The organism is Porphyromonas canoris (genome assembly GCF_000765975.1).
In the GTDB taxonomy this organism is placed as follows: Bacteria; Bacteroidota; Bacteroidia; order Bacteroidales; family Porphyromonadaceae; genus Porphyromonas_A; species Porphyromonas_A canoris.
Window position 1 is genome coordinate 23,725 of record NZ_JQZX01000013.1, and the last position, 23,777, is coordinate 47,501.

22 protein-coding genes and 2 pseudogenes are annotated in these 23,777 nt (G+C 38.3%); 19 read left to right on the forward strand and 5 right to left on the reverse strand.

Annotated elements, in window-relative coordinates:
* The first annotated feature begins 93 nt into the window (after positions 1-93).
* From HQ29_RS08070 to HQ29_RS10215, 3 genes are read left to right on the forward strand one after another with little or no spacing between them, the layout of a single operon-like run.
* On the forward strand, positions 94-648 hold the full coding sequence (locus HQ29_RS08070; protein ID WP_036788519.1) for a helix-turn-helix domain-containing protein: 555 nt from the start codon (positions 94-96) through the stop codon (positions 646-648).
* Between the two features lie 12 nt (positions 649-660).
* Positions 661-1,923 carry a site-specific integrase gene (locus HQ29_RS08075; RefSeq protein ID WP_036869093.1) on the forward strand — a complete coding sequence of 421 codons (1,263 nt, stop codon included), beginning with the start codon at positions 661-663 and terminating at the stop codon, positions 1,921-1,923.
* Positions 1,924-1,943: 20 nt separating this feature from the next.
* A complete protein-coding gene (locus HQ29_RS10215) occupies positions 1,944-2,654 on the forward strand; it encodes a hypothetical protein (RefSeq protein ID WP_036869096.1) in 711 nt (236 codons plus the stop codon).
* A 52-nt stretch (positions 2,655-2,706) separates the two neighbouring features.
* Here the strand turns inward: HQ29_RS10215 and HQ29_RS08085 are convergent, their stop codons facing one another.
* Complete coding sequence (locus HQ29_RS08085) at positions 2,707-3,504, reverse strand: hypothetical protein (protein ID WP_036869098.1); 798 nt, start codon at positions 3,502-3,504, stop codon at positions 2,707-2,709.
* A 271-nt stretch (positions 3,505-3,775) separates the two neighbouring features.
* Between HQ29_RS08085 and HQ29_RS08090 the strand changes: the two genes are divergently transcribed.
* The 16 genes and pseudogenes from HQ29_RS08090 (at position 3,776) to HQ29_RS08165 (ending at position 19,956) form a co-directional block, all read left to right on the forward strand.
* Complete coding sequence (locus tag HQ29_RS08090) at positions 3,776-4,132, forward strand: helix-turn-helix domain-containing protein (RefSeq protein WP_036869101.1); 357 nt, start codon at positions 3,776-3,778, stop codon at positions 4,130-4,132.
* Positions 4,133-4,145: 13 nt separating this feature from the next.
* Positions 4,146-5,351 (forward strand): VapE domain-containing protein, encoded by a 1,206-nt coding sequence (locus tag HQ29_RS08095; RefSeq protein WP_036869103.1) that lies wholly within the window; start codon positions 4,146-4,148, stop codon positions 5,349-5,351.
* Positions 5,352-5,672: 321 nt separating this feature from the next.
* Positions 5,673-6,470 carry a toprim domain-containing protein gene (locus HQ29_RS08100; RefSeq protein WP_235318037.1) on the forward strand — a complete coding sequence of 266 codons (798 nt, stop codon included), beginning with the start codon at positions 5,673-5,675 and terminating at the stop codon, positions 6,468-6,470.
* 126 nt (positions 6,471-6,596) lie between these two features.
* Positions 6,597-6,959, forward strand: a complete 363-nt coding sequence (locus tag HQ29_RS08105; RefSeq protein WP_036869107.1) for a MobC family plasmid mobilization relaxosome protein — start codon at positions 6,597-6,599, stop codon at positions 6,957-6,959.
* The gene (locus HQ29_RS08110) at positions 6,949-7,890 is read left to right on the forward strand and encodes a relaxase/mobilization nuclease domain-containing protein (RefSeq protein WP_036869110.1); all 942 of its coding nucleotides are present in this window, start codon (positions 6,949-6,951) and stop codon (positions 7,888-7,890) included. The genes HQ29_RS08105 and HQ29_RS08110 overlap by 11 nt, the downstream gene beginning before the upstream one ends.
* 25 nt (positions 7,891-7,915) lie before the next feature.
* The gene (locus HQ29_RS08115; protein ID WP_036869114.1) at positions 7,916-8,638 is read left to right on the forward strand and encodes a hypothetical protein; all 723 of its coding nucleotides are present in this window, start codon (positions 7,916-7,918) and stop codon (positions 8,636-8,638) included.
* Between the two features lie 117 nt (positions 8,639-8,755).
* Positions 8,756-8,959, forward strand: coding sequence for a helix-turn-helix domain-containing protein (locus tag HQ29_RS08120; protein WP_036869117.1), 204 nt, complete (start codon positions 8,756-8,758; stop codon positions 8,957-8,959).
* A gap of 14 nt (positions 8,960-8,973) precedes the next feature.
* Positions 8,974-9,222: pseudogene (locus tag HQ29_RS10545) on the forward strand (cell filamentation protein Fic); the annotation flags it as partial.
* A gap of 195 nt (positions 9,223-9,417) precedes the next feature.
* Positions 9,418-12,915: a hypothetical protein gene (locus HQ29_RS08130; protein WP_036869119.1), complete on the forward strand. Its 3,498-nt coding sequence runs from the start codon at positions 9,418-9,420 to the stop codon at positions 12,913-12,915.
* Positions 12,893-13,342 (forward strand): response regulator transcription factor, encoded by a 450-nt coding sequence (locus HQ29_RS08135; protein WP_036869121.1) that lies wholly within the window; start codon positions 12,893-12,895, stop codon positions 13,340-13,342. The genes HQ29_RS08130 and HQ29_RS08135 overlap by 23 nt, the downstream gene beginning before the upstream one ends.
* Positions 13,339-14,583, forward strand: a complete 1,245-nt coding sequence (locus tag HQ29_RS08140) for a phosphorylase family protein (RefSeq protein ID WP_036869124.1) — start codon at positions 13,339-13,341, stop codon at positions 14,581-14,583. The genes HQ29_RS08135 and HQ29_RS08140 overlap by 4 nt, the downstream gene beginning before the upstream one ends.
* Before the next feature lie 205 nt (positions 14,584-14,788).
* The gene (locus HQ29_RS08145; protein ID WP_052090017.1) at positions 14,789-15,208 is read left to right on the forward strand and encodes a GNAT family N-acetyltransferase; all 420 of its coding nucleotides are present in this window, start codon (positions 14,789-14,791) and stop codon (positions 15,206-15,208) included.
* Positions 15,209-15,296: 88 nt separating this feature from the next.
* Positions 15,297-16,752 (forward strand): annotated as a pseudogene (locus HQ29_RS08150) (RNA-binding domain-containing protein).
* A 199-nt stretch (positions 16,753-16,951) separates the two neighbouring features.
* A complete protein-coding gene (locus HQ29_RS08155) occupies positions 16,952-17,389 on the forward strand; it encodes a GNAT family N-acetyltransferase (protein ID WP_152565556.1) in 438 nt (145 codons plus the stop codon).
* A 588-nt stretch (positions 17,390-17,977) separates the two neighbouring features.
* Complete coding sequence (locus tag HQ29_RS08160) at positions 17,978-18,532, forward strand: GNAT family N-acetyltransferase (protein WP_036869126.1); 555 nt, start codon at positions 17,978-17,980, stop codon at positions 18,530-18,532.
* Positions 18,533-18,642: 110 nt separating this feature from the next.
* Entirely contained in the window at positions 18,643-19,956 is a 1,314-nt protein-coding gene (locus HQ29_RS08165; protein ID WP_036869129.1) for a nucleotide disphospho-sugar-binding domain-containing protein, read from the forward strand.
* A gap of 711 nt (positions 19,957-20,667) precedes the next feature.
* Here the strand turns inward: HQ29_RS08165 and HQ29_RS08170 are convergent.
* From HQ29_RS08170 to HQ29_RS08185, 4 genes are all read right to left on the reverse strand, one after another.
* Positions 20,668-21,435 carry a DNA alkylation repair protein gene (locus tag HQ29_RS08170; RefSeq protein ID WP_036869132.1) on the reverse strand — a complete coding sequence of 256 codons (768 nt, stop codon included), beginning with the start codon at positions 21,433-21,435 and terminating at the stop codon, positions 20,668-20,670.
* A gap of 266 nt (positions 21,436-21,701) precedes the next feature.
* Positions 21,702-22,100 (reverse strand): DoxX family protein, encoded by a 399-nt coding sequence (locus HQ29_RS08175; protein ID WP_200878524.1) that lies wholly within the window; start codon positions 22,098-22,100, stop codon positions 21,702-21,704.
* Between the two features lie 58 nt (positions 22,101-22,158).
* The gene (locus tag HQ29_RS08180) at positions 22,159-22,878 is read right to left on the reverse strand and encodes a pirin family protein (RefSeq protein ID WP_036788563.1); all 720 of its coding nucleotides are present in this window, start codon (positions 22,876-22,878) and stop codon (positions 22,159-22,161) included.
* 284 nt (positions 22,879-23,162) lie between these two features.
* The gene (locus HQ29_RS08185; protein WP_036869134.1) at positions 23,163-23,774 is read right to left on the reverse strand and encodes a nitroreductase family protein; all 612 of its coding nucleotides are present in this window, start codon (positions 23,772-23,774) and stop codon (positions 23,163-23,165) included.
* Between the last annotated feature and the right edge of the window lie 3 nt (positions 23,775-23,777).

The window sequence follows — 23,777 nt, forward strand, 5'->3', positions numbered from 1 at the left end:
TATTTGTACCATATTTGTGCCGCGACTTATTAGTGTATAAAGTGCGACTTAAATAAAAATATAAATTGATTATCAGATAGATAAGAAAAGCGTATGCCAGCTGCAAAATTTCAGATTGAGCGAAAGTGCGAATTGTGTGGGAAGACCTTTCTAGCCAAGACAATCACATCAAGGTATTGTTCTATACAATGCTCAAGGTCTGCGTATTCACAAAAGAAGCGAGAGGAAAAGTTAGAAGAGCTACGGAGAGAGAAGGCTGCAAAGGTTCCCAAGGATCAACCTTACCTCTCTATCCCTGATGCTATTGCTTTATATGACGTTTGCAGAGATACACTATATCGACTCGTCAGAAGTAAGGCTCTCCGAAGTTATAACTTGGGAAAAAGGATGACTCGTATCTGTAAAGAAGATTTAGAACGCAACTTTAATCTGAGACCTATTGATGAGCAAAAGGCGAGAAGAAGAAATGAGGCTAAGCTTTACAACCTTGAACCCGAGTATTGTTACACAATTGGTGAAATAACAGCCAAGTTTGGTGTCACGGAAGGGACGGTATATAAGCATATCAGAAAGTTTTCCATCCCCATAAGGCAGATTGGTAATTATGTCTATGCCCCAAAGTCAGAGATAGACCAACTGTACAAATAACCTTAGATACACATGAGAAAAGAATTACACAACACGAAAGTAACTGTGAGACTTCGCAAGAGTGCATATAGAAATGAGTGGTATCTCTACATTGAGAGTTATCCAGTCTATACTGCGGGCAAATCCGAACCACAACGTGTCCGTGAGTATCTCAACCGCATAGTAACTACGGTAGTCTGGGATAAAACTCGGACTGCACGCACAACATCTTCGAGCAAATCGTACAAACCCAAGCGAGATTTGAATGGAGTGATACAGTGCAAAAGTGAGGTCGATCAAGAAGCTTGTATCTATGCCGATGAGGTGCGAAAGCTCCGTCAAAGAGAATACGATAATGCCGATTTGTACAGTGATACAGATACGGCACAGGCGGAGCAAAAGGAACGTTTGCAACAAAACTTCATTGGCTATTTTCGAGAGGCGATGTACAAGCGACACAAAAATAGCTCCACTTCTATTCTTGTCAATTGGAAGAGAGCTCTGGATTTTCTTAAAATGTATGCTGGAGACAATTTGCCGTTTTTCAAAATCGACAATGCTTTTGCAGAGGAATACAAACGATTCCTTTTAACAGCACCTCGTGGAGGAAATAAATGTGGTACTATTTCTCACAATACGGCATCCACTTATTTTTCTATTTTCAAGGCAGCTCTCAAACAGGCATTTATAGATGGTTATCTGACCGTTGATATATCCGCCAAAATAAAAGGTATTCAGGAACAGGAGTCTCGCCGTGAATACCTTACCGTAGAGGAGTTAAATACGCTTGCTTCAACTCCTTGTGATCGTGAGGTGATGAAACGGGCAGCTCTTTTCTCTGCTCTGACAGGATTACGCCACTGTGATATTCAGAAACTAAAGTGGAAAGAGATCAACATGGATGGAGAACAGCCGAGGTTACATTTCACTCAAAAGAAAACCAAGGGAGTAGAGTATATGCCTATTTCGGAACAAGCCCTACAACTATGTGGAGAACGAAGATTGCCAGAACAATTGGTTTTTGAAGACCTGCCTGATCCGTCATGGATTTCTAAACCTCTAAAGCGTTGGATAGAGGCTGCGGGCATCAAAAAGTCCATAAGCTTTCATTGCTTCCGCCACTCCTACGCGACTCTACAACTTGCCAGCGGTACAGACATTTATACCGTAAGCAAGATGCTGGGACATACGAATGTGAAGACAACGCAAATCTATGCAAAGGTGGTCGATGAAAAGAAAAACAAGGCGGCACAAGCCATAAAATTGGATACGATAGAGACAAAGACTCAGGAATAACCTCACAAAAATGAATAAAGATGCAGTCTAAGTACTTCGAATATATAATTGTTTATTTATCCGTCCTGCTGGCGTGTGCCTTAATTGGTATAATCGTGAGATTTGTTTTTGTCTCGGCTGGAGTTGATGAATTTACTGCAACTGTAATTTTCTGGATTGTTACAGGGGTAGGCATCATTCTCTATTCAGCTCTAATGCTTCTGATTGACGGCTTGTTCACAGCTATTGTGAAGAAGTTTTTTCCTCACAAGCATCTGCTTCCATCATCACCCCAAGAAAAGAAAGAAGTTGAGCAGGATTGGGACAAAAAGAGTATAGAGACTGAATTTATTCAGGAGATACGAGTTAACCAACAGCGTAAACAAAGCGATAAATCAAAAGAGAAGTTGGAGATAGCAATCTCCTATACACAGCATGAATTTGCTCCTTATGTCTCTGATGATGATTTGATACAACTTTGTCAACACATTACAGCTTATTCAGAAGGAAACGTCTTGCAAAACCCTCAACCTGTCAGGGTCGCAAAACTAACTTCTTTAGACCTGTATCATTTCGGCTGGAATATTTGGAAGCATTTCGGTGTCGGCAAACAAGACGAGGTTGCACTTTTCCTCAAACTTGTTTTTGCCGAGGCACTAAAAGACGTTGAACCCGACACTATCAAAAGTCATCTAAAAGATGAAGAACAAAAAGGGCTAATCAAGATACAGAAGAGTCTTACGCTCCTTTGAATAAATGAGGGGAACGATAATAAAAACTTCCAAATAGTAGATTCTTTCTGCATTATTCTAAATGCATATCCGTTTTAGATTTTATCTCTTCAGCGATGTCTGATCTATTAGTTTTAATCCACCTGTCAAATGCGACTTGAATAAATGGAGCTACCCAATACTGCGACTCTTCGTCGGGCTCCAATCCTAAATCCAGACTATTTGTATAGTCTGATGCCATCATATAGTGGTTGTTAAGATAAAAAAGATAGGCGAAGTGTTGAACAAAAACTGCTGTTAAATCATTCAAGAAAACATTTAATGCTTTAACACGATGGGGAAGATATAACTTTTTATCATTCAGAAGAATATTATTGTAGTAATTGTAATGAGTATGATCATTACAGCGTTCCCTAATTTCTTTGTAAAATATGTCTTTTGAGAGCAATTCCGTTATGGGCTTTAGCTTGTCTGAATCTTTGATATATTGAGACATTATTCGAAAGGAGGGCAATTTCTCTGTGCCTTTTCTCCAATTATCAATACGTTCAACAATGAAGTTGTTGATACTAAAATGATCCCTTAAATAAACATTTGTGTAAACATTAATTATGGTTGCATCATAGTATTTCCTGAGCAAAGAGTATCCATCATTAATACTCCCATTCGCCAACACCATCTTTATAGAGTCAAGAGTGCTACCTATTGAGCTAAATACGTAAGTATCCAGATTCAGAAAAGCTCTAGTCCCCTGACTCACAAACATCATTATACTGTAGGATAAAGATCGATAAAACTCCGAAAAATCAGAGAGTTCCTCAAAAACTTTATGATTCTTATACTCAATCTCAAGTTGATCAAATTCGTTCATATAAACTCCGTTTATTTGCTACTTATTATTTTCTAAATAAGGTTTACGCCTCAACAGACTTCAACCTTTTCATCCCTTAATGCAATTATAAACAAACTTACAATATCTACTACAAACTTTGGGTTGGAAAAACTTTTATCACTTCTACTTTGTCTTAGTAAACAGAAAAACGTAGCAATCATAGTGTTTTTGTAGTGTTTTCTCCGTGTTTTGAATCACAGGGAAAACACTTTATTCATTTGTGCCATGTTAAACTCAAAATAGTATAGACATGGACAACAACGAAATTTCTTTTGAGAATCTACCTAAGGCGGTAGCTCACTTAGTGAATGAAGTAGCTGAGATCAAAGCATTGGTCGAGAAAGGGCAAGATGCGGTTATTTCTCCAAAACGCATTCCTATCGGGATAGATGAAGCGTGTAAAATCATCGGGAAGGCCAAACCTACAATTTATACGCTTGTGCGTAAGCGTCTACTCCCTTGCTACAAGAACGGAAAGCAACTCTACTTCTTCGAGGACGAGTTGCTCGAATGGATAGCCAATGGTCGTAGAAAAACGGTGCGAGAACTTGCGGAAGACTCGAAGTTCTTTATCTCTGAAAAGAAGGCCAAGCTCTCTCATTTCTAATATCTATTCAACGATGAAAGAAGAAAAGGATGAACGACCAGAAGGGAAGCAATCCAAGAATGAACGGATAGAGTCTTTTCTAAGGGAGCACTATGACTTTCGATTCAATACCGTAAAAAGTCGCACGGAGTTTCGATACTCGAATAAAGAAGAACCGTTCTTCCCACTTGGTAAATTCGATATCAACTCCATGCGACGGCTGTTGGATTCTTCACAAGGTATCAGTACCTCGGCAGAGAATATACGAGCGATATTGGAAAGTGATTTCTGCCCACGTATCAATCCTGTACAGGAGTATTTATCAAAACTATCGAAGTGGAACGAGGGAGAGGATTCGGAGATTATTCACTTGGCTTCGTGCGTAACGGTTCGGAATCCTGAGAAGTGGCAAACTTATCTGACCAAATGGCTTATTGCAGTGGTGGCGAATGCGATGGATGATTTATTCTGTCGCAATCACACCTGTCTGGTTTTGACTGGAGAGCAAGGTAAGTTCAAGACAACTTTCTTAGACTTGCTTTGTCCCATAGAGCTGAAAGCATATTTGTTTACAGGTACTATTGACCCTCAAAACAAGGATACACAGACCCTTATAGCCGAATACCTGTTTATCAATATTGATGACCAACTCAAAGCCCTCAACAAAAGAGACGAAAACGAGTTGAAGAATCTCATCACTACTCCACGGGTTAAGTATCGCAGACCATACGATACGTACATCGAAGAGTATCCTCACTTAGCCAGTTTTATGGCTTCGGTAAATGGTAATGACTTCCTTACGGATCCAACGGGTAGTCGTCGGTTTCTTCCTTTTGAGGTAGAAGCTATTGACATAGAAGCTGCTAAACAGGTTGATATCAATAAGGTTTATTCGGAGGCTTGGTGGTATTGGAAAAGTGGATATCGGTACTGGTTTGATGATGCTGAGATTGCAGAATTGCACCGAGAGAGTGAAGGCTTTCATGTGCAGACAGTCGAATACGAAATGTTACTCAAAGGCTTTGAGAAACCAAGTCCTACGGAAGAATCTTATATGACCACTTCGGAAGTTCTGAATTATTTGCGTGGATATACTACGCTGAACCTCTCCGAAAAACGAATGGGAGAAGCTCTGCGCAAAGCAGGATTTGAACGAAAGTCCCGACGGATAGGAGGTAACCCTATGTATGTCTATCATATCAGGAAAGTCTTTCCGAATCCGTTCGTGAGTTCCTTTTGACCTATTGATAAATTACAGTTACTACTTACTACAAGAGGATTTAATCCAGTGAAAGAAAAACGATTGAGCGTGTAGTATGGTCTTATAATCTGTCTTACAACAGAGTTACTACTCACACCAGATGATACTACTACAAGAAAACAGGTTACGACTCTTTTTCTTTTCACCGTGAATGAGTTATCCATCCATATTCATGTAGTAAGGAGAATCTCCAAAACTTAGAAAAACATGATGAATATTGAACATATAAAATCCTTATCTCTGAAGGATTATTTGGCTAATAAAGGCCATTACCCAGTGAAGGAATATACAAGTTATGGAATGTATAGAAGTCCTTTTCGAGAAGAGAGTTGCCCAAGTTTCAAGGTTGATTATAGGGCAAACCTCTGGTATGACTTTGGAGGAGGAGAAGGTGGCAGCATAATTGATTTGGTAATGAAACTACATGGCTGCACACTGTCTCAAACAATTGGACTGTTAGAAAACCGTGTAGAGATTAGCCCTCTTACGCAGAACGACTTTGACCGACAGGTAGAGAGGCGCGAAGAGATGAAAATAATCGAAGCCGTCTCTTTGCATCATCCTAATTTGCTGAGATATCTGCAAGACCGTAAGATTGATTGTTCTGTGGCGAAACGGTACTGTCGTGAGGTTCACTATCAAGTAAAAGGGCGTACTTATTACGCTATCGGAATGCCCAACGACTTGGGAGGTTATGCTATTCGTAATCTCTATTTCAAAGGCTGTTTACCTCCTTCCAGTGTCTCCTCCTTTGATCGAAATACGGACACTGTAAATCTCTTTGAAGGATTTATAGATTACTTGAGTTTTTGTACCCTTTATCCTGACAGAAATACTGAATCTGCGATTGTACTGAACTCTGTAAACAATCTCCAAAAGGCTCATTCCTTACTCTCGAAATATGCTATTGTTAACGCTTATCTCGATAACGATGCAGCAGGAAAGAAAACGCTTGAAGTACTTCGGAGAATGAATTTTCCCGTTAATGATTGCTCCATCCTCTATAAAGAGCATAAAGACTTGAATGATTTTCTCTGTCGGAAAAATCAAGGACTCATTTCTCCTCCGAGAATGAGAAGTCGGGGACTCAAACGATGAATGGGTCTGGAGTCAAGTTCTTTGATTATTAAGGGAGCAAGTTTGTGTTTTGGTCTGACCAAAACCTTGCTCTTCGAGGATTGACTCATCCCGTTGGTCTATTCATAAATCAAAACAAGTATAGCAATGAAAACAATAGAAAATCGTAATACGAATGGTCGTCCTCCCAAACGACCTATAGAAAAGAAGAAATATAAGGTTACACTGAAAATGGCAACCGAGGAGTTCTACTCTCTGAAAGCTAAAGCGCGGCTTGCAGGGATTACTCGAAGTGAATACATCCGTCGTTGTATTGCTACGAGTATAGTCAGGCAGAGACTATCTCCCGAATTGATGAATCACCTTCGCCAGCTAAGTGGAATGGCCAATAATGTTAATCAGATTGCTCACAAAGCCAATGCTATGGGATACGCACGAGTCTATCAAGACAACCTTGCGATGACTGAGAGATTGGACAATATCATAAAACGAATCGAAGATGATTGCTAAGATTGTTCAGGGGAGAGGATTTCGAGGGGTGATAAACTATGTTTTGGAGAAAGATCGTGCTCAGCTCTTGCAGGCAAAAGGCATTCGTCTGAAAGATAGAGAAGCTATAATCCGAAGCTTTGTTACTCAAAGTAAACTTAATCCCAAGATTACGAAACCTGTAGCCCACATCTCTTTGGATTTCTCAGCTCAAGATAAAGGGCGTTTAACGGATGCTTTTATGGTCAAGGTGGCACAGGAATATTTACAGAAAATGAGCTACTCCAACACGCAGTATCTTATTGCTCGTCACCACGATACAGACCATCCACACATACACATAGTAATCAATCGTATTGATAACGATGGTCGAAGAATTTCGGATCAAAATGAAAAGCTACGTAGCACGAAGATCTGCATGGAACTGACCAAGAAATACGGATTATATATTGCTTCTGGAAAAGAGAATGTCAAGCGTGAACGGCTGAAAGGGAACGACAAAACCAAATATGAGATTTACGATGCTCTTAAAAAAGCTATTCCTCAAAGTTTAACGTGGGGCCAGTTGCAAGCGACCCTAAAGCAATCAGGTATAGGCTTGGAATTCAAGATGAATGGCAATACAGATAAGATTCAGGGCATCATTTTTGAGAAAGACGGTAATCGGATTTCAGGCTCCCATGTAGATAGAGAATGTAGCTTCTCAAAGATTGACAGGCTGATTAAAGATAATGCTTATCAAGCACTGCAAGTGGCAGAAAAACAGGAGTTCAAAACATCAGAAATAGGAGGTGCGATGGATGTTCTTGATTCTCTTATCGGGCAACTCAACATTTTCTCTCTCTTTAATAGTCCTCATTATGATGCAACGCTTGCCGAATACATTCAGGCTCTGAAAGCCCGAAAATTGGCAGCTAAAAGCAAAATCAGAATACGCAGAGTACTGTACTAATGTTTAATCACAAAAGAAAAAGTATATGAATACAGATAGAATGGATACTTCGGCCGTATATGGTCTATTTGAGGAATTGAAGCAAAGTCTTACCGAAATGACTGCCTCGTTAAAAGGAAGATCTGAACAACAAACAATCGACTTGAGTAAAATCGAAGAGCTTCTTGGGAAGATGAATACACTTTCAAAGCAAGAGGTGTTTTCCCCCGAACAAATCAGAGTCTTGGAAGAAATACTTACCAAGAGTGTAGTGGCAGGGCTGGAAACAGTCTTTGAGAAGCTGGATGGATGGAATGAAGAAAAAAGAGAGACTCTACAAGCCATTGAGGCGAAAATTGATGAGATGGGCAAAGAGAGTCGTGCTATCATCCGTAAAGAACATGTTTTTAGTCTTGACTTTAAGAATAGTAAAACGGCTATCACTCTTTGCTGTATGGGGCTTGTTCTTTTGTTTTCTCTGGTTGGAAACTTTTGGCAAATGCGACAAAACGGTCAACTATCGGATAATGATTTGAAGTATCGCTACATCAAAATGTATGGAGAAGTTAATCAGGAAAAGCTAATGGATTTGGAAACACTCTTCACTTATCAGAGAGACGAACAGCAAATTATACTTATCCGAGAACAAGTGGAAACTTACGAACGATTAGTCAAAGAGCAAGCAGAAAAGACTGAGCGAGCCCGCCTGAACACATCCCAAGCAAATGAACTTCAGAAACAGGCAGAGTCCATAAAACAACGGAAATAAATGCTTCTCTTCGACACCCATTAAAAGGTTTAAGGGGATGAGAAAATAAATTCTCATTCCCTTTTTCTATGCTATTTCATTTCATATCTTTGCGCTATCAAAAGAACATTGAACGCAATGGATAAACCCATGAATCGAATAAAAGAAGTGCTTGAGGAGAAAGGAATTAAGCAAACATGGCTTGCTGAAAAACTCGGCAAAAGCTTCAGCATAGTCAATGCCTATGCCTGTAATCGCCGCCAACCAAGCCTTGAAACCCTCTTCCAGATTGCGGATATATTACAGGTTAGCCCTAAAGAATTGATTAACAACCTAGATTAGTAACGATTTTCATTATGGCAAAGTATAAAGAACAATATAAGAAATCAATCCGTTTCTTCAACGACCATAAAGTGAGGGCTGTATGGGACGATGAAAACAGTAAGTGGTGGCTCTCGGTACTTGATATCATTGCAGCAATCAACGAGCAAGACGATTATCAAAAGACAAGAAACCATTGGATTTTTCTGAAAATCAAGCTAAAGAAGGAGAACAACGAACTAGTTAGTGCCACTAACCGGTTTAAACTGCGATTTAATAATGGAGGTTCAGCGAAAGAAGGGGAATATCTCCAGAATTACTCCATACAGCCAAAAGGCTCCTTGGTGTCAGAGGAGGGGGAAGTGAACTTGGATCGATTGTGGGATTTCGTTGTCAAGAAGGATTGCGATGACATCGAGTCTCAGATATAAGATTTCTAACTTCATCATTTGTATTTGTGTAATGTAAATAAAAACAGTATGGCAAACAAACGATTTACACCTCAAATAACAGTACCTGAAATTAAGGCCGATTGGAAGGATTATCAGGTTACAGAGGCTTTCCTATCCATGAAAGGCAATAAAAGAAAATGGTCTGAAATTGCATATACATTGAAATATACTCGGAATAATGAATTAATAAACCTAACTTTCAACAGCTCATTTAATTCTTATACCCCATTAAGCAGTGTGATATGGGGCAATATGCTGCCAAAAAGAATAGAGGATCTTGGGACAGGCATGAATCGCTATTTTTTTAAACCTCAATCGCTAGATATTGAAATAAATTGGGTACTACAATGCTTTAAAAAACACAAAGGTATTTTAAGGCAGTTTATATCTTTACGCGACAAAGTAGAAAAAAATATTCTTCTTGGAGATTATTCACAAGCGGAATTGTTATTGGAACAATCTTTAGAAAGTATCGGATATACAGTTTGGTATTATGAAATGCGATTAACAATAGCAGGTCTTCAAAATGACTTGTCGAAAAGTATTGGAATCGTTAGTAAATTTAACACAATACACAAAGATTTGAAGCGTGGATTCGTTCCAATAGTATTATCAAATATATTTTCAAGAAGTCAGCGCTCTGTTCCGCCTTATGAATACGATGCAGATCTTTATTCAAGATATAAGAAAAACAGAACTGAATTTCAAAATGATCGCTACAATTACTATTTGTTCCGCTTGAACTACTACCAGAATTATGATATTGATGATCTTTCTGTTACTTTGATAATGGAAAGTTTGAATTCTGTGGTAGATAGGTATATATTGATGAATTATGTTTTTAGATCTTATATAATAAAAGATGATGAAAGCAAAGAAGTAGTAAGCTATTATGCAAATTTACTTTATCATATGACATCAGATCGTTGCTGGATTCCATATATCTTGCTTAAACCTTATAAGGAATTTCCCGAAGAATATTACGATAGGGATTTTATCTCTATATTGGACAAATATTATACAGGATATTATGATAATGTAATTGCAGAATGCAAAGAGTATTTAGCAGAGAAACCATATCTTTTTGATGTTCTAAAGTTGTATTGTAGAGCCCTTCTTTTCAAAAACAAGGGTTTTAAACCAATAACAAATAACACTGACTCTGTTTTGAATGAGGTGGCAAGACTGGTTCATTCAGTGATGACAGAACAGGATAATGCGACAAGTCTCGATTTGTTATATCAACGCAGCAAAAATTTGTATGGATTAAGTTTCGCTAGTGGGTTGGATTATTATATAAAAGAAGAAAAAAAGTGGATGAAAGATCCATGGCTTCATTTATCAACCATGACCTATTTCGATCCATTATTTACTACGGCTTTTGAAGATAATGAAGAAAAACTGGCATATTTGGATTGGGGACTGAAACATGATAAAGGATCAGTCGTTATACCATACCAAAAAAGAAGAGTGGAAAAATTAACGACAGAAGAGTCGAACGTTGTTGATTATATACGTGAAGTTGATAATGCAAAAATTACTTTTGAAAATGGAGAATACGAAAAAGCTGTAGATTTATGGAATTCTATAATTGAAAAGAATACAGAATATATACCTACTGTTCAAACTGCGGTGGAATATACTTTTATGTCATACATAAACATGGGTATATCTAATAGACAGAAAGCTGTCCGTTTTTATGTAGATAAATATATTGGCAACAAGGCTTTTGTGTCTAAGGTGGATACAAAGCAATTTATGATAGATATTAAGAATTCAAGATATAAGGGGCTTAAAAATAATATTGATTTCTTGATATTTGTATTTTTAAACGCCGAGAATTATCCTCAAAAACAGTTCGTACTAGAAAGTTACTGTAAGTATGAAAATGTGGAATATCCGTCAGAATTATTGTCTAAGTTCAAAAGAAAAGACCCAAAGATGGTTGAGCTTTTTCTATATCTGCTTGTTACAGATGATTTGCTATATCACCATTACAAACTGAAAAGCACATTAGAGGTGCTTGATGAAAAGATAAAGATTGCCAGCTATCTAAAAAGTTATTTCCCTGATAATTACCTATATGCCAATATGTGTACAGAATTAATGCACGAGATAGTCGCGTATAGAGGAATGAAAAAACTTGATGATAGTAAAATTTTTGTGAATGAGGATGCAATAATGAAGTATGAACTATGCAAAATTGACGACCTGTATGACAGGTTTAAAAAACAAGCAATCTTGGTTCGCAGTAATAGAGTATTTGTTCTAGTTAATGGCACTCATTTTTCGCATAATAATGCAACAGATTTGATAGATGACATTGCAACATACTCAAATAATGCGATAGAAGAAGTCGCACTTCAAATTTTCAATGTAATAAGATTCGCATTCTTGAAAAGTAGATTTGGATTAGGAACCTATTTAAGTACACGAATTAGACATGGTGTATTTGAAGGAGAATTAAGATCTGATTTTGAGAGATTGAATCTCATTCTTAGCCAGTCCGGACAGCAATATATGCCTTCTGATTATTGGCGAGTAGAGTACTCTTTAGGTCCGGAGATAGATAAAAACTTGTATGATGCACAAGCAAAGTTCTCCGATAATATTGACACCCTAATATCATCATTTAAAGATTCTGTTATTCAAATTCGTGTTGATGAAGATGACGAAAAAAAAGGAGAGTTTGATTATACAGTAAGCACGAAAGAATTATGTGACCATCTGATGGAAATAGAGTCTAAAACACATAATCGGGAATCATTTTGTAAAGGAGTAATAGCTTACCTTTGGGAAATAACAGAGAAGCGTCTGGAGATTATCAGGGCAAGGATATCTAAAGAATTAAAGCCTGGAATATTCAAACATCTACAAACCTTGGAGCAATGTTTTGATTCCCTTTCAGGTCATGACATGTTGTGTGCAGATTTGAAAACAGCAATCAATAATGCTAGAGCTGCATTAACAAATAAACTAACTAAAGTTGAAAATTGGTTTTATAGGCAGGAAACCAAATTTGAAGATTTTGATATTGAAAGCCATATTCGTATGACTATGGAGCAAGCAGCAAGATATTATCAAGATATTCCTGCCAGAATGGATGTGAACATGGTATCTTTGCCTGCTCAAATACGTTCTGAATATAGCTCTTCTATGTTCGACTTATTCTTTATCTTTTTAACAAACATGCTAAGATACAGCAAGAATACAAATCCCAGAATATTCCAAATTAGTTCTCAAATGATGGATAAAAATATAATAAAAATATCGTTAATTAATGATCTTCAAGATAAGATGCAAGAAGATAGTTTGAATAATATTTTCAGTCAAAAAATGAACGATGTCGCAAAATTGCAGCAAGAAGGCGGTAGCGGACTGGTAAAGGCAATGACTATAGTAAAATACGATTTCGGAAACCCCGATAATACTTTTACCATTAGAGCAACTGAAGGGAAATGTGTCGTTGAAATCTTATTTAACATTAAAGACATGTTGATTAATGAAGAGAATATTGTTAGTTGAAGATTATGAAGAAAAGGCGAATAATATACTTGCCTTTCTGAAACAGGATTTTCCTGAGTGTGAAGTTATACAACGTACATCATATAACTCTGCACAAGAAGAGATATTTGAACATGGGAGCGATTACTCACTGATATTGTTGGATATGTCTATGTCAACTTATGACTTGTCAAAAGATGCAAGTGGTGGACTACCAGAACCGTCTGCAGGTCAATATATTCTTGAAGGAATGTTCCTTAGACAAATCATGACTCCGGTCATTGTTGTTACAATGTATAATGTATTTGGTCGTAAACAGTTGGATGCTTTCGATCTTGATCTTAAAAAGGACTATCCTCAGAATTATAAATCATATGTCTATTATTCTTCACAAAAAAATGATTGGAAACATCATTTAAAAAAACAAATAAAAGAAATTCTATCATGATACAGATTTTATTATTAGATGACAGTAACGATAAGAGAGAGTCTCTTAAATCTGTTATTTTGCCATTATTCCCTCAGGGTGAAATATTAATAGAAGAAGCTCTCTGTCTAGTAGATGGGCGAGAAATGCTTCAGACAAAAACGTACGACATGCTCATCCTTGACATGGTGCTTCCTGAGCATAGGGGGGATCAAAAGATTGAGATGAACAGGCGTGGAGGTGTTGAGTTATTAGAAGAAATATATATTAATCAAAGTATAAAGAAACCAATCCAAATAATTGGCCTAACAGAATTTGAGGATGAGTTTTCTGGACAACAGAAAGAATTTAAGGATAAGTTGTGGTATTTGTTATTTTACTCACGTAAGAATAATGACTGGAAAACACAGCTTAAGGATAAAGTCTGTCAGTTAGGACAAATGAAGAAAGACATAGAAATGTCTATTAAAAACTGCAATAAATTTGACTTGGGAATCATCTGTGCATTGAATGAAGAATTTATAATGATGCAAAAAGCATTCGTTAGTTGCAAATGGGAATCTATACAAATAGAAGGACTTCCGTATGTATTTAAGACAACCAAGATCACAAGCAGTCATATGAAAGATTATAGCATTATAGCTGCATGTGCAAATAAACCAGGTATTTGTGCAACATCAATTCTCGCATCTACCATGTATAATCGTTTTGATGTCGATACAATTTTTATGACTGGTATCACTGCAGGTATAAATAATGGCGATGTCAACTTAGATGATATCATAATTGCAGATGCTATACACGACTATGCATCTGGGAAACTCAAAGAGGAAGTGTTAGGGGATATTAAGTTTTTAAAAGAAATGAATCAGATATCTGCAAATCGTGGTTTAATTGCATTGGTGGCTGAATTCATCTCTGACTCTGAACATTTGAGAACAATAAATGATTCTATTCATGATGCCAACCTAAAGGATGAGAAAGATAATGTATCTGCTTGTATAGCCAAAACTGTGTGCGGTCCTTTTGTTATTGCTTCTTCTGGAGTTGTCAAAAAACTACAGGAAGATGAACGTAAATTACAAGCACTTGATATGGAAGGCTTTGCTCTCTATGCAACAGCTCATACTCTTGATAGAAAGGCACTATGGATTAAAGCAGTGTCGGATTTCGCAGATATAAAAAAAGCAGATAGTCATCATAAGACCTGTTGTTTTGCTAGTGGTACTTTCTTGTACGAATTCATTAGAGAAATGCTATAATGCACAATTCATATAGCTAATAATCATATTCTCTGAACTGAAGATAAACAAAATATTCTTTTATGGAGCATTAGCATTTGATGAGTTGATAGATAATTCGACCTTTGCACCAACAAAAGAAAGAAATACAGATAGGTAATTATTATCAATATAAGAAAAGAGTTAAAAAATAATCGACAGATCAGTTTCAACCATAAGAAATACAATGGACTTTATCTTCAGTAGAATAGAAAAGTATTACCCCTATAATCTGCTCCTGTTAGCAGACGAAACAGTTGTAGCTATAAACAAGTATCTTCCTTATTCAGATGTTTACATAGCAAAACAACAGGGGAAAATAGTAGGTGTGATAAGTCTGTTGCCAGTAGATAAACAAACAATTGAAATAAAAAACATAGCTATCTCTCCTGCATATCAGGGGAAAGGGCTGGGTAGCTGGATTCTGAAAAAAGCAGAAGAAATTGCCAGAAAAGGTGGTTATATAACTATTATTGTCGGCACAGCTGATTGTGGGACAAAACAGATTCAATTTTATGAGAAGAATGGTTATTCGAAGTATGCGATAAAGGAAAACTTTTTTCTTGAGAATTATGCCCAGACAATTTATGAAAATGGGATATACTAACAGATATGATTATGTTGAAGAAAGAGTTGAAATGAAGATAGATAGGTAAAGATTACCCGATATTACATATGGAGATAAATGGAAAATTATGGTAACGAAAAAGGAAATTCTGCAAATGCTTTCAGACACGGAGAGCTACAATATTGAGAGAACAGAATCAACTGGCAATATGGATAAGTTTTGTCAGGCTATATGCGCTTTCTCAAATGATATTTCGGGTAGTGGGAAGAATGGCTATCTCATTATTGGAGCAAAGGACAATGGAGAGTTGTCAGGTTTGCAGGTTGATGATAAACTCTTATTGCAGATTGCCAATATTCGGACAGATGGCAACATTCTCCCTCAGCCCACCATGACAGTAGAGAAGTTCCATTTTGATGAAGGGGATGTATTGGTGGCAGAAGTTCAGCCTTCTGAATTTCCTCCTGTACGTTATCGTGGTCGTGTTTGGGTGCGTGTCGGCCCTCGGAAGAGCACTGCAACAGGGGCAGAAGAAAAAATACTCACAGAAAGGCGACTTTCCAATGTTCGTACCTTTGATGCCATGCCTTGCCTGGGAACAAGCATTGACGACTTGGATGTATCTCTCATTCGTAAGGAGTTTTTGCCCAAAGCTGTGGCTGAGGATATTCTCGCTGAAGATAAACGAGATATCACGGATCAACTTGCCTCTCTTGGCTTATATGATTTGCGTTATAACTGTCCGACTAATGGGGCTATTGTCCTGTTCGGCAAGAATCCTGAGCGACACGTACATGGGGCGTATATTCAATATGTTCGCTTCAAGGGAAAGGATCGTGCGGGTGATATTCTCAACGAACATAAGTTTAGCGGTAATCTTTGTCGGGTATTGCCTAAGATTGATGCTTTTGTCGAGACAAGTATCTCACAAAAGCGTCCCATTCCCGTAAGTGTACTTCGGGAAGAAACAGTTTCCAAGTACCCATACTGGGCTACTCGAGAGTTGTTGATGAATGCCATTATGCACAGATATTACGAGGGTAACGCTCCTATTCAGTTTTATGAGTACGACGACCACATCGAGATTCAAAACCCTGGAGGATTGTACGGCAAGGTCAGTCCTGATAATTTTCCAAATGTTAGCGATTATTGGAATCCCTTTATTGCCGAAGCAATGAAAGTCTTGGGCTATGTAAACTGATTCAGCCGTGGGGTCTATCGAGTTCAGAAGGAGTTGCAAGAAAACGGTAACGGGCAAGCCTCTTTTGATTTTTCATTGATTACAGCTTTTCGAGTGGTTGAGAGCGTTTCTCAAAAGTATTTTGAAGAAGGCTTTGGAGGAGAAACTGCCCAAGAAAAGCCCCCAAAAGATTCAAGAAAAGACAAAAAAACATCCAAGAAACATCCAAGAAGAACTATTAGGCATAATCCAAGAAAATCCAGAGATTACACGGAGAGAAATGGAAATGATACTCGGATGTTCAACGGGTAAAATAAAGTATTACATTGAGAAAATGACCAAGCAAGGTGTCATCAAGCACGAAGGCTCTACAAAGGCTGGAAAGTGGATAATAATCAAATAAAACGTGTACATAATATTGAGCGGTCTTTTATTGCTTGTCGTGCTCACAGGAGCACTCCTTCCGAGAATCAGTACAGCTACAAAATGGTGTTTTATATACCTTTGTTGTGGTTAAACACTTATCATAGGTTTAAACATATATACTATAGCAAATGTCAAATAATGCAGTTTTTCGAAGAATGTTCCCTCATGAGTATTGCATGTTGGAGGACTTTTTGTATGAAGCCATTTTCATACCTGAAGGAGTAGAGCCTCCTCCGTATGACATTATTTATCTACCAGAGCTATATATGTACATTGAAGACTTTGGGAGTAAAGCTTCAGATCTAGCAGTAGTAGCTGAAGTGGATGGAATCATAATCGGAGCAGCATGGGCACGTATCATGATGGACTATGGACATATTGATGATCAAACGCCCTCTCTTTCCATCTCGCTACATCAAAACTTTAGAGGACAAGGCATCGGTACAAAACTTTGGAAGACATTACTTGATCATCTCTTTCTGGCTGGTTATCACCAATGTTCTCTATCTGTACAAAAAACAAATTTTGCTACTAAACTGTATGTACGCAGTGGATTTTATGTCGTCAAAGAGAATCAAGACGACTATGTAATGGTAAAGAAGCTCAGAGAGTAGATAAATCAGAAACACTACTACATTGTCAACAATATAACCATAACCGATTGTTTGTAATCGATTTCAGAAATCATATTTGTACCATGTAATTGCAATCTACTGTAAATCAGCATAGATTTGTTTTGAAGAAGNAACCGATTGTTTGTAATCGATTTCAGAAATCATATTTGTACCATGTAATTGCAATCTACTGTAAATCAGCATAGATTTGTTTTGAAGAAGTCAAATAAGCATTACATTCTAACATAAGTAGAAAAATCGCAGCAAGTGTTTAGCTTGCTGCGATTTTTCTTTCTACCCATCCTTTATGCCTAACCAGAGGAGGATATAATATTTTTATCGTTTAGTCGGTTATGCTTTTATAGTTCTGATAAGGCTATATCATTGACGAGAACCCAAAGAAAGAAAAGAGGCGAGATAGAATAGGTGATGAAGATAAAATCTCTGATTTTTTATCTTGCTTTTTTCTATCTAACACATTATTTCATTTCATATCTTTGTGTTAGTGCATTATTCTACATTAGTCATAGATGAGAGATAATAATATGACAAGATGATAATAAAGTGAAATCTTGATTTAGTAAGAATATGGAATTACAAACAGAACGTTTAATTTTGAGACCATGGCAAGAGAGCGATGCCGAAGATCTTTACAAGTATGCGCAAAACCCTAATGTTGGTCCAATAGCTGGTTGGCCCCCACATACGAGCATAGAGAATAGTCGTGAGATTATTAAGAGCGTTCTTTTGACTCCTGAAACTTATGCTGTTGTATTGAAAGCGACAGGAGAAGCAGTCGGTAGCGTTGGGTTAATGACGGCAAGAAGTGAAATTCACTCTGCAAAAATGGCAGATACCGAGTGCGAAATAGGCTTCTGGCTTGGAGAGCCATTTTGGGGACAGGGTTTGATACCCGAAGCTATAAATGAGTTACTTCGATATGCTTTTGATGACTTAAAGCAGACTGCCGTTTGGTGCGGTTATTTTGACGGAAATGAAAAATCAAGGCGTGTACAAGAGAAATGTGGATTTACTTACAGCCACACAGAGCACGACAAAGCAGTTCCATTATTGAATGAATTTCGCACAGAACATTTCACGAAACTCACATTAGACAATTGGAGAAAAACCAGAAACAGATAAATATGTTCGGTGATGCTTTTGTGGACTTAAACCTGTTTATGACAGTATTATATCGAGAAGAATTCAGGATAGGGTTAAGTGTTAACTTTTAATTTTCAACCAAAATCGATATGAAAAATAACATAACCATAGCTATAGCTACGATCTTTCAAAACGGAGGGGATGCAACAAGAGCCCTTGAGATAGCGAAGATTATAGATGAATATAAACCAGAGAATTGTAATCTCAGGATTGTATTCCTCACAAGAGGAAGCCTATACGAAGATAAAGTTATTGAAGCAGGATTTGAGCTCTATCGGGCTACTCCTCGATTGGAAGGTATTCGCTATCAAGATGATTTCGAAACTAAATTCGGAGAGCTGATCGGAAACGAATCATTAGCTTATGATATATTGCAGGGGGAGATTAAAGCATATAAAGAAATCAACCCCGATTTACTCATTTATGGATTTTGGCCGATAGGGAGCATCGCAAAGCGTTTGGCTATTCCAAGCGTAAAAAGCATTGCTTTCCTGCCACTGCCGTTAACGGAAACTTTTCTAAATGAGAGCCTCACCTTTCCTGATGAATTATTCTTTTCTCGATTACCAGCTAAGTTTCAGAAGTGGGTAATGAGCTGTATTCCCCATTCATTAAAAAAGAGGAATCCGGCATTAAAGCATTCCTTAATCAGAAAGGCTGCTGAAAAATCCGGATGGGATGGATCTCCTTTAATCAACATATTTGAGATGCTTAAGTCTGATCTTTTATTGGTCAATGATTTGGCAGTCTTTTACCATACAGAGCAATACGACAGTACGGTAATCTTTACAGGACCGGTGTATGCTCAGGAAAAGCAAGAAGAAATAAAAGACAAAGAAATTCTCAAAATTCTTGATGATACAAATACACGCAAAAAGTTCTTTTGCACTTTTGGAACATCAGGAAGCAAGGAGGAGTTATTAGAAATAGTAAAGATGTTCAACTCTCCTTGGGGCATGAAGTGTGGTGGTATTATTCTTTCTCCTCCTTCTGTTTGTCCATTGGAAGAGTCTCAACGACTGCTTAACAATAAAAATGTTTATGTAACCGATAAATTTGTTCCGGCAAAAGCTATTAGTAAAAGAGTTGATTTAGTAATATGCCATGGAGGACAAGGAACGCTGCAAACAGCAATAACGAGCGCAATTCCTTTGATAGGAGTCGCTACGCAACCTGAACAGAAAATCAATTTGGAGCATTTAGAGGCGTTTGGTTCTGCTATTCGGATACCTATGAGAAAGTGGAACTGCAAAACTCTTGAGAAAAAAATTCAAGAGGTTTTGGAGCATTACCCCGAATATAAACAAAGTGCAGAAATGCTGTGCAGACAATACAATGAAACCAATGCAAAAAAAATCATTGGAGAATCAATTTGGGAATCAATAGAAGTTGTCAGAAAGTAATACCCAAACAACCGGTAATAATATTCTGATTGTTTATAATTGATTTCAGTAGTCATATTTACTCCATGCTATTGCAATCTGTTGTAAATCAGAATGTTTTTTTTTGTTTTTACTTCAAGGAGGAATTATTAAATAAGTAGTATTCCTACTCGTTGCTACTAATCTCAGTCGCCAATTATCGGAAGTTATACGAATCCGATAATTGGCTGTTTTTATTTCTATATTTGATTCCCTATAATTTTAAGATAAATGAATAGTCGGATTGTAGCTGTTTAGAAAATCATTTGAACGTGTTAGAAAGATAGGTGAAAGGTGTTTAGAAATATGAAGTGAGTCTTGGTTGCTGAAAATCAAAGTTTGGATTCTGGAAATTATGACTTGATTTTTACCAACCGAGCTTTGATTTCTCTTGTTAAACGTATTCACCGAAGGAAGTGAACAGGTTCTTTGGAAATTTGAAATATGGTCAGACTATAAATTCTTTACACTGTTTCAGATGAAGAGAGGGGTGTTTTGTGGATCTGTCAGTGATTATTCTCTTGTGAACAAGAGAGCATGAGAAACGATTTATGTATGACGTTTTTTGCGGAGCCTTATTGATGTGTACTTTGCTTAGCCTTTCCTGCCATGTTGATCTTTGTGGGGTGTCTGCAAAAGGTATCTGTTGAAGGCTTTTCTAATCTTGGCTCCGGTTTTTCGGCTATTATCTGTTTATTTTTCTTCGCACGAAGAGCACATGGCATCTTTGTTCTTGGTGCGAGAGGCATGCTTGATGATCCATGCGCACGCCTTTGTCATGTCCGGGCTTTCCCAGTCGGTAATGATCTGCTCAAACTTTAGAGGATCGGCTTTGTAAAGATCGTTCAGATTGTTGGCAACGCTCTTTTGGATGGTTTTGTCCGGATCGTTCCTTAGGTTGGAGAGAATCCTCCGGTAGAGATCGAAGTGCCGTAGCGCGACATCTGTTTTCTTTGACCATGGGAGGTATATGCGGAGGCATTCGCTTGCCAATCGACGTACTCTTTGATGCTCGTCTTTGCTCCACTCCAACATCAGCCTCATGGTCTTTTCAGGAAATCGAATGAGGATCGGACGCATACAGTATTCGCCTGTGAATCTTTTGGTCAGCTCTTTGCTGAATGCCGTGCTCGGCTCGAAGTGAGTGTCTCCGTATAGCTCTACGAACTTGCCCACGGGCCAAAGCCACCACCCCTTGCTGAACATACCTAAGCTCCCTTCGACTTCCGGTCCGAGAATCCGGATGAAGATACTTAGTGTCTGTTCGTAGCTCTCAGGCAGGCATGCTTTGAGCGCAGTGGCAATGAGGATTTGTCTGTCGTTGAACTCTAAGAACTCCAGCCGTTGCGATACCAAGTTGATAAACTTGCCGGTATCAAACGGAGGATATACCGATGCTATTTTATGTCCAAGAAAGAGGCAATACTCCTGATTATAATACTCCTTTAGTTTCTTTGCCATGCTGTTGTCTGTTCGTTTATCGGATTTGAGTGGGCTGAGACTTTGGGTGGTGAAGTAATTGATAAGAAGAGGTCCGATTTCGGATGTTGTTGCGGCATAGAAGCTGCAAAAGAGGAATGACGGAAGGAAAGCATGGGAATATTCGAAGAGAGAGCAAGAGCGCAAACGCGTGCCGAGAAAAAGAGAGTAGAATCGGAGCTTGGAGATAACTTGGAGATAAATAGAAGAGCGAAACAGTAATGTTTCGCTCTTGTGTTATGGTAGTATCAGTCCCACTTATTTTTTGTAGAGACGGCATATTTCCCTCCGCCTGTAAAGAATAGAGCAAGAGCCCCGAATAAGAAGAGTCCGGGTAGTTCTGCCCCCCATCCTCCGTACTGATTGAGAGAAAAAACGGGGTGCCCTCCTAACCAGATAATGGCAATACAATTAAATACGAACAGGAGTGCCGCTAAGCGTGTCCTTGCTCCAAGTATCAGCAGAAGAGGTGCCAGAATCTCTCCTATATATACACCATAGGCGATAAATGCAGGTAGGCTTTTTGCTTCAAGCATCCCTTGTACGGGGCCCATGCCTCCTTGTAGTTTGGCGATGCCATGCAACAGCATCATCACCCCGATCGAGAGTCGGAGGATCAAAATGCCTAAATCTTTGTTTCTATCCATAATGATATTGTGTGTTTGATGTTGTCTTATTTTGTGTCTGTTTTCTGTATTGCTCTGATCAGGCAGTCATAGGTACTTCCATAAGAAGTATTTCGGTGCCCGAAGCATCGGACGTCACGGAGAGAGTGTCTATATCCCAAATACCGAGACCGTCTCTTGTTGAGAGCGAGTGGCCCGAAATAGTGGCTTTACCTTTTATGATAAAGGCATAGACGCCGTTGCCTTTGTGCTTTATCTTGTATTCGGATGTTGTGCCGTGGTCAAACTTTCCCATATGGAACCATGCATTTTGGTGTATCCATACCCCTTCATCATTCGGATCGGGGGAGAGGATTTGGTGGAATCGGTTGATCATGCTGTTTACATCCAAGCTTTTTTGATCGTAGCGAGGAGCAACATTTTTTTTGTTTGGGAAGATCCAAATCTGTAAAAATTTGGTCAGACGATCTTTGTTCCTATTATATTCACTGTGCTGAATACCTGTCCCGGCACTCATGACTTGAATATCTCCCTGCTTGATCACAGCAATATTACCAAGAGTATCTTTGTGTTCAAGATCTCCCTCCAAAGGAATGCTGATAATCTCCATATTGTCGTGCGGATGTTTACCAAAGCCCATTCCTGCTGCAACGGTATCATCATTGATTACTCTAAGTGCACCGAAGTGTATGCGTTCGGGATTGTAGTAGTTGCCAAAGCTAAAAGTGTGATAGGATTCTAACCATCCGAAGTTAGCTTTACCACGTGTTTCTGATTTGTGAATTACAAAATTTTTCATGTTAATTAAATCTTATGTGGATTGTGTATAGCTTTTTATAAATTGGTTATCGACAATCTATCCGTAGAGATGTTCTGAAGAGTGTGAGGATTGTTTTATATCTCTTCTTCTGGGAACAACATACTATGAAGCCATGTAACTTAAGTAATTTCCCAAGTGAAACGAAAGCACTATATGTAAAGTGAGCATTATCTCGCTTTTTACATATAGTGCCATCTGAATCGGGTGATTTTATCTTACCCGAGTGTAGAATTGTAGATAAAACGAATCTTCTATCTTCTGTTTTACTTCACTATAAGTGTCTCTGCAAGAGAGAGTTTTTCTTTTGCACTCACCTCTTCAACCGGCGCTCCGAAAGGCATCTGTGCTGTGAGTACCCATGAAGGGTCTACACCTGCAAGGGTCTTGATTTCATCGTCTATCATACCGATGTAGTGCTGAAGATTTACTCCAAAGCCAAGTACATCCAGACCCATCCATACGGCGTATTGGTGAGAGCCCTGAGTCTGTTGAGCCCAAAGAGGAAAGTTTGCAGCGTATGCGGGGAAAGATGCTTGAAGACCTTCTGTGACAGAAGGTACATCAAAGAAAAGAATAGTGCCGACACCGCTTGCAAAAGCTTGACGTACTTTAGGTGCTGTATTAGCTTCGTACTTCTCTTGCCCCATAAACCCTATCAATGCCTTTTCTATAAGTTCCCAGTGAGCGGTATGCGCTTCTTCCGTAAGAAGTACCATACGAACAGGTTGAGAGTTGAAAGCTGAAGGTATGTTTTGTAGAACATGACCGAGAAGGTCTTCGACGGCTTCGCGTGGAGCTACCCATTCCGGACGGATAGCATAATGAGAATGGCGATGCGAAAGGGCATCTTTAAGAGTTTCTATTTTTGTAGTCATATA